Origin of the sequence: Acinetobacter sp. CS-2 (assembly GCF_016599715.1) — a bacterium.
Lineage (GTDB): Bacteria > Pseudomonadota > Gammaproteobacteria > Pseudomonadales > Moraxellaceae > Acinetobacter.
Genome location: NZ_CP067019.1, coordinates 3,003,738 through 3,017,539, shown reverse-complemented (window position 1 = coordinate 3,017,539; position 13,802 = coordinate 3,003,738). Strand labels below are relative to the sequence as shown.

Sequence of the window (13,802 nt, the reverse complement as noted above, 5' to 3'; positions counted from 1 at the left end):
CTCACTAACGATGAATCAATCCTCAAAATATGTGTGGTTTTTCATTGTACATAAAGGGGAAAAATTGGCGGTGTCTATGACTACAGGTCGCATCCTGAATATTCCAAATATCTTGACTTTGGCGCGTATCGCTTTAATACCTGTTTTCTTGCTGGTGGCCTATTGGCCCCCTGCAGTTGGTGTTTCAGGTCATGATGCAAATATGACTCGTCACGTTATTTTAACAGCCATTTTTGTCATTGCTGCTGTAACCGACTGGTTTGATGGCTATTTGGCCCGCTCACTCAATCAAACCTCCGCATTTGGCCGTTTTTTAGATCCTGTCGCAGATAAGCTGATGGTTGCAGCTGCATTAATTGTTCTGGTGCAATGGCAACCGAGCATTTCTATGGCCTTTGCAGCAATCGTGATTATTTCGCGTGAAATTACGGTTTCTGCCTTACGCGAGTGGATGGCAGAGCTAGGGGCACGTACCAGCGTGGCTGTCTCGACTGTAGGTAAATATAAAACCGCTTTCCAGATGATTGCGATTTCAGTATTTTTACTGAATTGGCAACCATTTGAAATGCTGGCTTATGCATTGCTTTACACTGCTGTAGTGCTGACGTTATGGTCGATGTTTATTTATTTAAAGGCTGCATGGCCCTATTTAAAACAGCCCTAGGTTCAGCTTTAAAAATAAAAAACGTCCTAAAGGGGGCGTTTTTTTATTTCTATAAGCCTTTCGGGGAAAGATAAGGATTAAAAATAGCAAATAAAAAAAATCCTAGATTTTGGGGGAAACCTAGGATTGAAATCGGGGATATTTATAGTTGTTATAAGATGTTTAACCATCTACTTGAAACCAAGTATAGGGGAGGACAACTGCCAAATCATGTAGGTTATTGTATTGTAATGTATCGTTTTATTGAGAAATGTAGTTTTGAATTACAGTTATTTCTAAATGTTTAAAAGGTTTATGGAATAAGTAGAATTTTTAAAATTACCAAATAAATAGAAAATGAATGCCTAATTTGGATTTTTCAGAAAAAATAAAAAGGCCCTATAAGAAATGTTTTTGACAATTACATTACCCGGAAACGAATATCGTTAGCATGGATTTAAGTGAATAGCTTCCTCAGCTAAAAAGGGAATCTTTTCAGATTCCCTTTTGATAATCAAAACTATGCGTTTCTCTTGTCTTGCGTAAAATTCAGATCAGCTTAAAAAAAGAAATCCCCAATAAAAGGGGATTTCTTTTTAGATTAAAGCCTGCGCGAGCAAAGCTCTTGCCTTGCGGCGTGGCGGAGCAGTGCTCCGCTTAATCACGCCTCAGGCTTTAGGCCCTCAGCTTTTTCCAGTGACTCATCATTGTTAAAGAATTTCTCACGCTGTTCTTCAAGAAATTTTTTCGCGTCCGGTTCAAACACGTTTAAACGCTTCTCGTTAATGAGCGTGGTTTGGTGTTTGAGCCATTCTTGCCATGCTTGTTTAGACACGGTGTCAAACAGTTCCTGACCCTTTGCACCCGGGAAGGGGGCAAAGTCTAAACCTTCCATTTCTGTTTGATATTTACGGCAAAATACTTGTCGAGACATATCCGTTTTCCTTAAGCGTAAAGTTTTTCTAAACGAGCGTAAGCACGAGCAATCGCTGCTTCAACCTGTGCAGGTGCCGTACCACCAATGTGGTTACGCGCATTCACAGAAGCTTCAAGAGTCAAGGCTTTTTCAAACACGTCAGCTTGAATCAGGCCAGAGAACTGTTGCAGCTGTTCAAGTGTCAATTCAGACAGATCTTTACCTTCTTGCACACCTAGCGCAACTGCTTTACCGACAATTTCATGTGCATCACGGAATGCCACGCCATTTTTCACCAGATAGTCTGCAAGGTCAGTTGCAGTTGAGAAACCACGTAACGCAGCTTCACGCATGATTTCAACATTTGGAACCAAGGCAGGAATCATGTCAGCAAATGCCATCAATGAACCACGAACAGTATCGATCGCATCGAATAATGGTTCTTTGTCTTCCTGGTTGTCTTTGTTATACGCCAATGGTTGACCTTTCATCAAGGTCAATAGACTCATCAAGTCACCGTATACGCGACCAGTCTTACCACGGATCAATTCAGGCACATCCGGGTTTTTCTTTTGCGGCATGATTGAAGAGCCGGTACAGAAACGGTCTGGAATGTTCACAAATTTGAACTGTGCAGAGGTCCACAGGATCATTTCTTCCGACATACGCGACAGGTGCATCATAATTAAAGATGCAGCAGCATTGAATTCAATACCGAAATCACGGTCAGACACGGCATCCAGCGAGTTTTCACACACGGCTTCAAAGCCTAAAAGCTGTGCGGTGTATTCACGCTCGATCGGATAGGTGGTACCTGCAAGTGCAGCAGAACCAAGCGGCAAGCGATTCACACGTTTACGGCAGTCAATCAAACGCTCAGAATCACGTACCAGCATTTCAAACCACGCCATCAAATGGTGACCAAAAGTCACTGGCTGAGCAGTTTGCAGATGGGTAAAGCCCGGCATAATGGTATTGGTATTTTTTGCTGCCAAACCCAAAATGCCTTTTTGTAATTTTTGCAATAACTCTAAAATTGCATCAATTTCATCACGTACATATAAACGGATGTCTGTCGCCACCTGGTCGTTACGGCTACGACCGGTATGCAGTTTTTTACCGGTGATGCCAATATGACTGGTCAAGCGTGACTCGATATTCATGTGCACATCTTCTAGGTCAATGCGCCATTCGAATTCACCTGCTTCAATTTCAGCTTTAATGGTGTTTAGGCCGTTAATGATGTCATCGCGTTCCTGTTCGGTTAAAACGCCTACTTTGGCAAGCATGGTTGCATGCGCAATAGAACCTGCAATATCTTGTTTATAAAAGCGTTGGTCAAATTGAACAGATGCTGTAAATTCAGCAACAAATGCGTCAGTAGCTTCAGAGAAACGACCGCCCCACATACCCGAAGTTTGGGCTTGTGACGGATTTGAGGAATTAGAAGATGTGGTCATGTCGGCTCAATAAAATAAAAAGCAGTAATTTGAACAAGAGTATAGCAAATTCAGAATCACTTGCTGAAAAACAAAGCGATCCAGCTTCGACCTATACAGATGATCGGAAAAACAATGACGCCTATTTTTTTACGAAAATAGGGCATTGGCAACATCTAATTGAATTATTTATTGCCAGCAATATTCTGGCGGTTATCTTGGCGTTGGCAGAAGTACAATCCTGGACGGCTTTAAGTGTGGGTCGTCTGCTGGAATATATATTGTTCATTGATTGGGTTTTACTGGCATTTGTGGCGTTGATTGAGCGCCTGCAGAGCAAAATTCAGCACTTCAGTTTTGGGCAGACCCTAGTTGCGGGCTTTGTTTTGCTGCAGATTATTGTGTTATTGACCACGGTGGTGCTGAACGGTGTTATTTTCTTTGGGCAAAATTTCCAATTCCAACATTTGAAGTTACAGGTTTTATTCGATGGCGCTGGATTACATCTCAGTTATGGGGTGCTGATTGGAAGTTTTTGTTTTCGCTATCTTTATATGCGTGAGCAATGGTCGCGTCAGCAAAACAGTGAATTAAACGCACGTATTCAGGCCATGCAGGCGCGGATTCATCCGCATTTTTTATTTAATAGCTTAAATACAGTCATCAGTTTGATTACCATTGATCCGGATAAAGCGGAACAAATGTTACTGAATTTATCACAGCTATTTCGGGCCAGTTTTAAAGAACTTAAACTGGTGCGCTTAAAAGATGAAATTGAACTGTGCCAGCGTTATCTGGCCATTGAACAGATTCGCTTGGGGGATCGCTTACAGGTAGAGTGGAAATATGACGATGAAGTTTTATTTTCTCAGATACAAATTCCTTTATTAACTTTACAACCTTTAGTGGAAAATAGTATTTTTCATGGAGTTGAAAAAATTCTAACAAAGAGTACGATAAGCATATTGATTGAAATATTGCAAAAACAAGTCAATATAGTCATTACTAACCCTTATGCACAGGATAAAATAAATTTACGACAGGGGCATGGTATTGCAGTTGAAAATGTGAAGCAGCGGCTTAAAGCTTATTATGGTCGCTCTGCAACTTTTCAGACATACGAGGGAAAGGGAATATTTACCACAGTTGTGCAATATCGATATAAATAAAAAAGTCATGGTTAACCTATAAAAAAAATGATGTTGACTGTGAAGGAGGAGAAATGGACATCCTGATTTGCGATGATGAACCTTTCGCTGTGGAGCGTTTGTCACGTCTAGTTACGCAATTGGGACATCAGGTGGTTGCCACTGCAAGTTATGGGCAGCAAGCAATTGAAATGACTCAATTCTATGAGCCAGATGTAGTACTGTTAGATATTCAAATGCCTGAAATGGACGGCTTGAGCTGTGCTGAATATTTGCGCCAGCTTGATCCTATGCCCGCCATTGTTTTTTGTACGGCTTATGATGAACATGCTTTGGAGGCATTTAAGTCGCATGCGGAAGGCTATTTGCTAAAACCGGTGATGCAGCAGGAATTGCAACAGGTATTAGATCATTTAACAAAACTGACTCAAGCACAAATGAGCAACTTAAAACAAAAAGAAGATATGGACGAACTCAATATAAAACGCCATCAGATTGTGGCGAAAACCTATCGTGGTGTGGAATTGATTCCTGTAGAAAATATTTATTATTTTTTGGCAGATCAAAAATATGTCACGGTACGGCATAAAAATGGCAGTGTACTGATCGATGAAACCTTAAAAGATTTGGAAAACGAATTTGGCGACCAGTTTATTCGAATTCATCGCAATGCTTTGGTTTCAGTACATTTCCTGGATGGTCTTGAAGTGATCAGTTCGGGGCAGTATCAGGTGCGTTGTCGTGAACTTGAAGAACGCCTGGCGGTCAGCCGACGTCATCTGCCCAATTTAAGAGAACGCATCCAAAAGATCTAAATCTGTTTTCATAAATTTAGGTGACAAGGAGAATGCAAATTTACTTGCATTTTCCAGTCAGCGCGTTAAGTTTACACTAACGCACTTATTGACTGTTTCTCGGATTTATGAAGATTTTGAAGATTGCAACTCGACAAAGCCCGCTTGCTTTATGGCAGGCGGAACATATTCGTGCCCGTTTGGAAGCATTACATGCGGATCTTAAAGTTGAGTTAGTGACCTTCGTCACCCAAGGTGACAAAATTCTGGATACGCCTTTAGCCAAGATTGGCGGAAAAGGACTTTTTGTTAAAGAATTGGAAGCAGCCCTGCTGGATGGTCGTGCAGACTTGGCGGTGCATTCAATGAAAGATGTGCCGATGGCTTTGCCTGAAGGACTGAGCCTTGCGGTGATCTGTGAGCGTGAAGATCCGCTGGATGCCTTTGTATCTAATACTTACGCAAGTTTTGATGATTTGCCACAAGGCGCCAAAGTGGGTACATCGAGCCTGCGTCGTAAAAGCCAGATTTTAAAAGCCCGTCCCGATTTGGAAATTATCGATTTACGGGGCAACGTGGGGACGCGTTTATCCAAACTGGATGCAGGTCTTTATGATGCCATTATTCTGGCAAGTGCGGGTTTAAAGCGTTTGGGGTTGGCTGAACGTATTCGTCATACACTGCCAGCGGAAGTGAGCTTGCCGGCAGTTGGACAGGGGGCGCTTGGTTTGGAATGTCGTGCGGCAGATCAGGCTGTGCTGGAGCTTATTTTACCGCTGTTACATCGCGAAACTGATGTGTGTGTACGTGCAGAACGCGCATTTAATGCCTATTTGGAAGGGGGCTGTCAGGTCCCGATTGCAGGGCATGCAACTTTAATTGAAGGTCAATTACACATTGAAGGTCGTGTTGGTAGTGTAGATGGTGCGACTTTATTAAAAGCTGAACTGAGCGGAACACCTGAACAGGCTGTAGAGCTGGGTGAAATGCTAGCGCAAAAATTAGTTGAACAAGGCGCTGGCGATTTATTGAAAGCCCTGTATTAATATGCTGTTTATCAATACACGTCCGCAAGACCGTGCAGAAAATTTGAGTCATGCCTTAGGTATGGCTCAAATTGAGGTGTTGGATTTACCTTTATTGCAATTGCTGCCTCGACCCTGGTCAGCTGACTTGTCTGAACTTTATCAGCAATTGCCTGCTGCTCAGGTGATTGTGGTGGTGAGTCCCACGGCCGTGCAAATCGGCATGGATTATTTAAAACAATCATGCATAACGCTGGATCAGCTTAAACATATTCAGTGGATTGCGGTCGGGGATCGCACTGCTCAGGCTCTGGCGCAATATGGTATTTCTGCCGAAGTCCCCAAAGTTGAAACATCGGAAGGAATGTTACAGCTTCCTGTTTTACAAACCCTCAATTCAGGTCAGTGTCTGGCTTTTTGGCGTGGTGAAGGGGGGCGGATGTTTATGATGGATCAGTTAAAACTGCAAGGCATGCGAATTCTAAATTTTGTTTTATATGCGCGCCGTTGTCCTGTATTTACTCAGCAAGATTTAGCTAATGTATTATCTTTATTAGAAAAACAAAAACAGTATGCTATGGTGGTCAGTAGCGAAGCGGGTTGGTTAAACTGGATTCAGCTCATGCAACATCAGAAGCACCTTATTGCAAGAGGGCATTATCTGGTTTTAGGGGAGCGCCTGTATCAAGTTGTTTCGAATTATAAAAAAAATCAGGCAACATGTTTTAATATCACGCGACTACCTGATTTAAAAACAGATTCAATTCTGCAGAAGCTTGTTGTTGTGCAAGGGAACACATGAAGAAAATACTCATTTTATTATTTATTTTAAGTCTACTCTGGATTGCTAAATTAAGTTATGACTTATTTAATCTTACTGCACAACAAACAGAATTAAATACCAGTCTGCATCGAATTGAACAGAATAATGCAAATTTAAATGATCAATTTGTCGCTTTACAGCGCAAAGTCATGCTGACAGGAGAGTCTGCACCGGCAAGTTCACAGGCTGCAGAGAATTTAAAAACCATTCAGGCGGCAAGTATTGATCCTGTTGTGGTGATTAAACAGCAACTAGAATTAATTGAATTTATGCTGCAACAACAACAGTTTACTGCAGCTCTGGATAAATTAACCCGTTTGGATCAAAATCTTGAGCAATATGCCCTCGCGGCACCATTGAAGCAAAGCTTGCATCAGGTTATTGCCAAAGACCATCAGCTTATTCAGCATTTTGTCAGTGAGCGGATAGCTCAGCAAATCAAAGTGGATGCGCTTATTCAGCAACTTGATGCTGCGCTGGCCCAAGAGTTACATGCACCCCAATTAAACGCGAGTCAGGCATCGGGTAAATCTTTCTGGCAACGTTGGCTAGTGATTGAACCTGCGAAACAACCTGCTACGGCGCTTATGCAGCGTCCGTTAATTTTAAAAGAAGCGCAGCTCCGACTGCTCATTGCGCAACAAGCCTTAAAACAGGGGCAATATTTAGAGTATCAAAAATCCCTGACTGAAATTATTCAGCTATTAAATCAAATCCCCGATGAGAAGTCGCGACAGCTGATTCAGAATATCCAGAAGATCAAAGGATTTACGGCTTTGCCTACGCCTAGTTTAAATACACGTGCATTATTGGGATGATAAATTCATGAAGCAGATTTTACTGGCCTATGCTTTTATCAGCCTACTTATTATCGCAGGTTTAAGTGTTTTAAGTTATGGGTATGGCGCAGGTTATGTTTATTTATACTGGCGTGAATGGCAAATTCAAACCAATATCTGGATTATGTTTATTATTCTGGCCAGTTTAAGCCTGTTGATCCAATTATTGTGGTTGCTCATTAAACGTTATTTAACCCGGGAACAACGAAAGCTGGAAACGGTTTTTAATTTTAAAAACTTGCACCCTTATGAACAGTTGGCAGTAATTTGGTTATTAGAGGCGGCACAAGATCAACATCAATTTATTCAAAACGTCTTTTCTCAATCGGGTTTATTAAAGGGGATTATTGGTTCACGTTTGTATTGGATGCAGCAGCAATATCCCCAAGCGCTTGCCATCTTAAACCAAAGTAATGCCATGGCATTTGAATTGGCCGAAATACAGCGCATAGAAATTTACCTGTCGCAAAATGATGGTGAGCAAGCATTAACCCATCTTGAATTCTTAAATCAACATGAGCTTTCACCCTGGTTAAAAGATGTAAAAAGTGCATATGATTTAAGATTAACCAGTTTATGGGAAAAGTTTGCCATTCAGTTTCCCTGGATGTATTTACGCTCGACTAAATATGGACATCTGGGCACAGAAAAAAAACGGGAATGGTTACAGCAATTATTGGTTAATTTTGATCAGGCTAATATCGAAAGTTTGCAAAATTTGCAACAGCGCTATTTAGACTTGCAGGACCAGATTTATAGCCGTGATTATGAGATTAAAGTGTTATGGTTAAAGCTGTTATCACGTATGCCGGAAATGAGCCAGCAGCATGAAGCCTTGGTCTTACATTTACTGGATCAACAGTTTAATCAAGACGTTTTTTATTTATGGTTCCAGCAGCAATTATTAAAGCAAAGTCCGGATTATTTAATGGTTGAGCAACGAATTGACTATTGGGAAAGTAAATATCCTTCTTTACCTGTATTTGCCTTTGTGAAGTGGCATGTATATACCGCTACTGCAAGAGCGGCTGAAGCTGACCAATTGCTGGAGTTATACCCAGATAATGTGATGATGAATTATTTAAGAATTAAATCTACTTTAAAAGGTCAGGATGATTTGATTAAGCAGTTAAATTTAATTTTTGAAAATAATGCAAATTTTGTTGAAATAAAAATATAAAGGTAAGAAATATGCTCACTCTGTCCGATTATCCGGTGATTTATGATCAGTCTGTTGCTTGGGGCGATATGGATGCATTTGGGCATGTAAATAACGTGATGTATTATCGTTATATCGAAAGTGCCCGCATTTTTTATATGGATGTCTTGAATATTTTTGCACAGGATGTTTATACAGTGGTTGCTTCTAACCAATGCAAATATATTAGTCCGCTATTTTATCCAGACCAGCTTAAAATTGGTGTGCGTGTTGAGGAAATTCGTAATAGTGCCTTTCGTATGAGCTATTTATTATGGAGCGAGTCGCAACAAAAAACTGTTGCCGTGGCAGAAGCAGTGATTGTTTGTGTAAATAAGCACAACATGCTTAAAACGGAAATACCAGAAATTATTCGCCATAAAATTACAGAAATTGAGTTAAGCGTAAAACATTTAATTTTAAATTAAGGTTTTTCCAATATAGTGGGCTGTAAAATCTATTTAGCTAATTTTTATTTATTTAAAAAATTCTATTGAATGTTTTAAATAATAAAAATATTATGAGCTAGTTTTAATTAAAAAATATAAAGCCTTTTTTGGAGTTAATATGATGCCTGACATTAGTAATTTATCTGTTGAAGAGTTAAAGCGTTTACAAGTTGAAGCTGAAGCATTAATTGCTTCTAAAAATGATCAGGCAGTTGAAGATGCCTATCAGCAAATTTTGGACATTGCTGATAACGTTGGTTTAAGCATTGAACAAATTTTAGAGTTTGGTGCCACCAAACGTAAGAAAAGTACACGCAAATCTGTAGAACCACGTTATCGCAGCAAAAAGAATTCAGCAGATACTTGGACTGGTCGTGGTAAACAACCGCGCTGGTTGGTTGCAGAACTTGAAAGTGGTGCAAAATTAGAAGATTTTCTCATTTGATGGAAATATTCATCAGATAGTCATCTAATCGAATTAAATTAAAAAAACCAGGCTTTTAAGCGTGGTTTTTTTATATCTATTTTTTATCACTTGGAATTGGCGTTGAGAAAAAAGTGTGCATAATGGGGTAGAAATATAATATTCGTGTTAAGGGAAGAATAATTGACATGTGGGTCGTGGTGGGATGATTAAAAAACCCAAATATATCACCTGGTGGATTTTCTCCGTCAGCATCTTTTTAATGTTCATATTACTCCAAATTCCAGCGGCTTGGCTGATTTCAAAATTTTATAAAAACAACCAGATTTTACAAAACGTCAGCGGTAATATTTGGCAGGGGCAAGCAGATTGGCAGAAGGGTAATTTAACCGGGTCGTTGAGTTGGAAAACACGTCCTCTGGATATTTTTTTGCTGCGTTTGGGGGCAAACATAGAGTTACATAGTGGGAATACCCAGCTGGATGCTGTTGTTGGCTATGGTTTTGGCAAAAAAATAATGGTCCATGACTTGAATGGCCAGGTTGCGCCGGAAACGCTGAAACATCTGGTAGAATGGCAGTGGCCGGCCAATGCCATCCAATTGCAGGATATCAATTTTTCTTTTAAAAAAGAACAGGGTTTTGCCGGGGCTGAAGGTCAGTTGCAATGGGCGGGCGGCGAGCTGGTTTATAATTATGCCCAGCGTCAGGACCGAATGAATATTCCTTCCTTGAAAGGAAAATTGTCGGATGAAAATAATAAGCTGGTTTTTGATATCCGGGATCAGCGTGATCAAAAGCTGATGGCATTGGAACTGGATCAAAACGTGATGCTCGATCTGCGGTTGACTCAACGTCTGCTGCTGAATATCTCTTCCTATAATGGTAAAGCTGGTTTGGATACCTATGTGGTGAGTTCGCGCCAACCTTTGTTTAAAGGTGGCCTCTAATAATGAATCAGTGGTTAGAAAAAATTCAACAACTCAACTGGAAGCAGACAGACCGGATTGCTCCCTTATTTTTGGTCCTGCTGATTTTATATTTATGCTGGAAGTTGGCAAACATTTTTTGGCTGCTGGTGGCGCCGCCTCAGGTCATGCAGCTGGACCGTGTTGAGCTGGGTTCACACCAGCCACAGGTACCCAATATTTCTTCATTTGCCCTGTTTCAGGAAGCAGGTAGAACAGCTGCGGCAGAAGACACGGCTAATTTGATTTTGCAAGGTGTGGTGGTTGGTCATCCCAATCAGTTTTCCTCCGCAGTCATTAAAGTCAATGATCAGGCCGATCGCTATCAGGTGGGTGAAAATATTGCCCCGACCTCTTATCAGTTGGCTGAAGTGTACTGGGATCGGGTAGTGTTGCGTCAAAGTAATGGGACTACGCGAGAACTACAATTCAAAGGTATGGAAAATGGTCTGGATCAGAGCATTATTCCGCCTGTAGCAACAAACAGCTTACCGATGAATAATCAGACCACACCGCCTATGCCCAGTCAGGAACAAAATGCTTTAGGGCAGGCGGTGCAGAAGATACAGGAAGACCGTGATCAGTATTTAAAAGATATGGGGGTCAATGCAGCGAGTGGGGGCTATGAAGTTACGGCAAGAACGCCAGCGGCATTGCGCAGTAAGCTGGGACTGCAACCAGGTGACCGCATCATGTCTTTAAATGGACAGGCTGTGGGGCAGGGGCAAAGTGATGCCCAGCTGCTGGAACAGGCTCGACGTGAAGGTCAGGTCAAAATAGAAATAAAGCGTGGTGATCAAGTGATGACCATACAACAAAATTTTTAAGTGATGCATCGTCACCTTACAGGATTAGGAAGCACGGAACTTTATGGCTTTATTTAATCATCGTCCAGTGTGGGCTTTATTCGCGGCTGCACCCCTGATTGCTATGGTGAGTACCTCTACTCAAGCGCAAACATGGAAAATCAACTTACGAGATGCTGATTTAACTGCATTTATTAATGAAGTGGCCGATATTACCGGGAAGAATTTTGCTGTTGATCCGCGTGTGCGCGGCAATGTCACGGTCATTTCCAATAAGCCTTTAAATAAAGCCGAAGTCTACGATCTGTTTCTGGGCGTATTGAACGTGAATGGTGTGGTCGCCATTCCTTCAGGCAATACCATCAAACTGGTTCCAGATAGCAATGTCAAAAGTTCCGGTGTGCCTTTTGACAGCAAGCACCGTGCGACTGGTGATCAAATTGTCACACGGGTGATCTGGCTGGAAAATACCAACCCGAATGACCTGATTCCTGCCATCCGTCCATTGATGCCGCAATTTGCCCATTTATCGGCAGTGGCTGGAACCAATGCACTGATTGTGTCAGACCGTGCCAGTAACATTTATCAGCTGGAAACCATTATCCGTAATCTGGATGGTACCGGACAAAATGACATTGAAGCGGTGAGCCTGCAATCCAGTCAGGCTGAAGAAATGATTGGTTTGCTGGAATCTATGAGCTCTACCGGCGCAGCCAGAGATTTAAAAGGTTCCCGTATCCGTATCATTGCAGATACCCGGACCAACCGCATTGTATTGAAAGGTGACACCGCAACACGCAAACGCATCCGCCAGATGATTGAAATGCTGGATGTGCCAGCAGCAGATCGTTTGGGTGGTTTAAAAGTGTTTCGCTTAAAATATGCCAGTGCCAAAAATCTGGCGGAAATCTTACAGGGCTTGGTGTCTGGTCAGTCGTTATCCGGTTCATCCAATTCAAATAGTTCATCAAACAATAATGTGATGAACAATTCAAACAATAACAATTCGGGCAGTAGTTCATCTGGTAGCAGTTCTTCCAGTATTTCGACCCCAAGTATTAATCTGGGTGCAGGATCAAATACTAGTAATCAGAATAGCATCACCAGTTTTAATGCTAATGGCGTCAGTATTATTGCTGATGACAGCCAAAATTCATTGGTGGTGAAAGCTGATCCACAACTGATGCGTGAAATTGAATCGGCCATTCAGCAGCTGGATATCCGTCGTCAACAGGTCCTGATTGAAGCCGCCATTATTGAAGTGGAAGGCAATGATGCCGATCAGCTGGGTGTGCAGTGGGCTTTGGGTGATCTGACCAACGGCGTCGGCTTAATTAATTTTAGCAATGTCGGTGCAAGTATTGCCGAGCTTGCCGCCGGATATGTAGCCGGTGGTGCGGCAGGTGCTGCGGCCAATTTGGGAACCGGTACCTCGTTGTTACTTGGTGATTACAGGGAAAGCGATAACGGTTCACGCAAACTTTATGGCGCATTGATTCAGGCGCTAAAAAGCAAAACCAAGTCCAATCTGCTCTCGACACCTTCCATTGTCACCATGGATAATGAAGAGGCCTATATTGTAGTGGGACAGAACGTGCCGTTTGTGACCGGTTCTGCAACAACGACTTCAGCAGGGTTGAATCCTTATACCACGGTAGAACGCAAGGATGTTGGCGTCACGTTAAAAGTGGTGCCGCATATTGGGGAGGGTGGTTCGGTGCGTCTTGAAGTCGAGCAGGAAGTTTCTGCGGTACAGGACAAAGGTCAGGCCCAGGATCTGGTGACCAGCAAGCGTGCCATTAAAACCTCGATTCTGGCAGAACATGGACAGACTATTGTTTTGGGTGGCTTGATTTCCGACAACTCGATTCATAGCCGTCAGTCGGTACCGGGTTTGGGTGCAATACCTGGTTTGGGGCGTCTCTTCCGTGCCGATGCCAAATCCAATGAGAAGCGCAATTTGCTGGTCTTTATCCATCCCACGATTGTTGGAGATAAGAATGATGTGCGCCGTTTGTCGCAGCAGCGTTATAGCCAATTGTACAGCTTGCAGTTGGCCATGGATCAGGATGGTACTTTTGCCAAATTACCTGAAAATGTAGAAGATATTTATCAGCAGCGCATTCCGGTTACCTCATCGGCACCGAAAGCCTCTCCTTATCAAACATTGCCATCAGCAACCCAAAATCAGCCCAATACAGCCACATTTAGCACACCGATTGCGATAGAACCGGTAGTGCAGAAACAAAGTGTTGCTATGCCGGTGACCGAGGTTAAAAAAACCAAAAATACCGTGACCACAACCACGATTCGTTCTGGTTCTTGACAGCG

14 protein-coding genes are annotated in these 13,802 nt (G+C 42.2%); 12 read left to right on the top strand and 2 right to left on the bottom strand.

What is annotated here, in order from left to right:
• The first annotated feature begins 76 nt into the window (after window positions 1–76).
• Window positions 77–664, top strand: coding sequence for a CDP-diacylglycerol--glycerol-3-phosphate 3-phosphatidyltransferase (pgsA, locus tag JFY49_RS14855; protein ID WP_166170679.1), 588 nt, complete (start codon window positions 77–79; stop codon window positions 662–664).
• 640 nt (window positions 665–1,304) lie between these two features.
• On the opposite strand, the gene JFY49_RS14850 is transcribed toward pgsA, so the two are convergent.
• Together JFY49_RS14850 and argH are read right to left on the bottom strand one after the other, a co-directional pair.
• On the bottom strand, window positions 1,305–1,577 hold the full coding sequence (locus JFY49_RS14850; protein ID WP_086196454.1) for an oxidative damage protection protein: 273 nt from the start codon (window positions 1,575–1,577) through the stop codon (window positions 1,305–1,307).
• An 11-nt stretch (window positions 1,578–1,588) separates the two neighbouring features.
• Window positions 1,589–3,019 (bottom strand): argininosuccinate lyase, encoded by a 1,431-nt coding sequence (gene argH, locus JFY49_RS14845; RefSeq protein ID WP_200223321.1) that lies wholly within the window; start codon window positions 3,017–3,019, stop codon window positions 1,589–1,591.
• On the opposite strand from argH, the gene JFY49_RS14840 reads away from it, so the two are divergent.
• The 11 genes from JFY49_RS14840 to gspD all read left to right on the top strand — a co-directional run bounded on the left by JFY49_RS14840 (window position 3,010) and on the right by gspD (window position 13,797).
• The gene (locus tag JFY49_RS14840; RefSeq protein WP_200223320.1) at window positions 3,010–4,167 is read left to right on the top strand and encodes a sensor histidine kinase; all 1,158 of its coding nucleotides are present in this window, start codon (window positions 3,010–3,012) and stop codon (window positions 4,165–4,167) included. The genes argH and JFY49_RS14840 overlap by 10 nt on opposite strands.
• A gap of 53 nt (window positions 4,168–4,220) precedes the next feature.
• On the top strand, window positions 4,221–4,961 hold the full coding sequence (locus tag JFY49_RS14835) for a LytR/AlgR family response regulator transcription factor (protein WP_200223319.1): 741 nt from the start codon (window positions 4,221–4,223) through the stop codon (window positions 4,959–4,961).
• A gap of 107 nt (window positions 4,962–5,068) precedes the next feature.
• Entirely contained in the window at window positions 5,069–5,986 is a 918-nt protein-coding gene (gene hemC / locus JFY49_RS14830) for a hydroxymethylbilane synthase (protein ID WP_200223318.1), read from the top strand.
• 1 nt (window position 5,987) lies between these two features.
• Window positions 5,988–6,767 (top strand): uroporphyrinogen-III synthase, encoded by a 780-nt coding sequence (locus tag JFY49_RS14825; protein WP_166170675.1) that lies wholly within the window; start codon window positions 5,988–5,990, stop codon window positions 6,765–6,767.
• Window positions 6,764–7,606, top strand: a complete 843-nt coding sequence (locus tag JFY49_RS14820) for a hypothetical protein (protein ID WP_166170674.1) — start codon at window positions 6,764–6,766, stop codon at window positions 7,604–7,606. The genes JFY49_RS14825 and JFY49_RS14820 overlap by 4 nt, the downstream gene beginning before the upstream one ends.
• Before the next feature lie 7 nt (window positions 7,607–7,613).
• The gene (locus tag JFY49_RS14815) at window positions 7,614–8,807 is read left to right on the top strand and encodes a heme biosynthesis protein HemY (protein ID WP_166170672.1); all 1,194 of its coding nucleotides are present in this window, start codon (window positions 7,614–7,616) and stop codon (window positions 8,805–8,807) included.
• Between the two features lie 11 nt (window positions 8,808–8,818).
• Entirely contained in the window at window positions 8,819–9,253 is a 435-nt protein-coding gene (locus tag JFY49_RS14810) for an acyl-CoA thioesterase (protein ID WP_086196447.1), read from the top strand.
• A 139-nt stretch (window positions 9,254–9,392) separates the two neighbouring features.
• Entirely contained in the window at window positions 9,393–9,719 is a 327-nt protein-coding gene (locus JFY49_RS14805; protein ID WP_086196446.1) for an H-NS family nucleoid-associated regulatory protein, read from the top strand.
• Between the two features lie 184 nt (window positions 9,720–9,903).
• Window positions 9,904–10,647 (top strand): type II secretion system protein N, encoded by a 744-nt coding sequence (gspN, locus tag JFY49_RS14800; RefSeq protein ID WP_180042014.1) that lies wholly within the window; start codon window positions 9,904–9,906, stop codon window positions 10,645–10,647.
• Between the two features lie 2 nt (window positions 10,648–10,649).
• On the top strand, window positions 10,650–11,492 hold the full coding sequence (locus JFY49_RS14795; RefSeq protein WP_180042016.1) for a type II secretion system protein N: 843 nt from the start codon (window positions 10,650–10,652) through the stop codon (window positions 11,490–11,492).
• Window positions 11,493–11,535: 43 nt separating this feature from the next.
• Window positions 11,536–13,797, top strand: coding sequence for a type II secretion system secretin GspD (gene gspD, locus JFY49_RS14790; RefSeq protein WP_180174539.1), 2,262 nt, complete (start codon window positions 11,536–11,538; stop codon window positions 13,795–13,797).
• Window positions 13,798–13,802 lie beyond the last annotated feature (5 nt).

What these genes read in the sequence shown, in the direction of transcription:
- gspN (WP_180042014.1), top strand. Translation starts at nt 9,904, where the DNA reads ATGATTAAAAAACCCAAATATATCACCTGGTGGATTTTCTCCGTCAGC.
- hemC (WP_200223318.1), top strand. Translation starts at nt 5,069, where the DNA reads ATGAAGATTTTGAAGATTGCAACTCGACAAAGCCCGCTTGCTTTATGG.
- pgsA (WP_166170679.1), top strand. Translation starts at nt 77, where the DNA reads ATGACTACAGGTCGCATCCTGAATATTCCAAATATCTTGACTTTGGCG.
- JFY49_RS14815 (WP_166170672.1), top strand. Translation starts at nt 7,614, where the DNA reads ATGAAGCAGATTTTACTGGCCTATGCTTTTATCAGCCTACTTATTATC.
- JFY49_RS14825 (WP_166170675.1), top strand. Translation starts at nt 5,988, where the DNA reads ATGCTGTTTATCAATACACGTCCGCAAGACCGTGCAGAAAATTTGAGT.
- JFY49_RS14835 (WP_200223319.1), top strand. Translation starts at nt 4,221, where the DNA reads ATGGACATCCTGATTTGCGATGATGAACCTTTCGCTGTGGAGCGTTTG.
- JFY49_RS14840 (WP_200223320.1), top strand. Translation starts at nt 3,010, where the DNA reads ATGTGGTCATGTCGGCTCAATAAAATAAAAAGCAGTAATTTGAACAAG.
- JFY49_RS14805 (WP_086196446.1), top strand. Translation starts at nt 9,393, where the DNA reads ATGATGCCTGACATTAGTAATTTATCTGTTGAAGAGTTAAAGCGTTTA.
- JFY49_RS14795 (WP_180042016.1), top strand. Translation starts at nt 10,650, where the DNA reads ATGAATCAGTGGTTAGAAAAAATTCAACAACTCAACTGGAAGCAGACA.
- argH (WP_200223321.1), bottom strand. Translation starts at nt 3,019, where the DNA reads ATGACCACATCTTCTAATTCCTCAAATCCGTCACAAGCCCAAACTTCG.
- JFY49_RS14820 (WP_166170674.1), top strand. Translation starts at nt 6,764, where the DNA reads ATGAAGAAAATACTCATTTTATTATTTATTTTAAGTCTACTCTGGATT.
- JFY49_RS14810 (WP_086196447.1), top strand. Translation starts at nt 8,819, where the DNA reads ATGCTCACTCTGTCCGATTATCCGGTGATTTATGATCAGTCTGTTGCT.
- JFY49_RS14850 (WP_086196454.1), bottom strand. Translation starts at nt 1,577, where the DNA reads ATGTCTCGACAAGTATTTTGCCGTAAATATCAAACAGAAATGGAAGGT.
- gspD (WP_180174539.1), top strand. Translation starts at nt 11,536, where the DNA reads ATGGCTTTATTTAATCATCGTCCAGTGTGGGCTTTATTCGCGGCTGCA.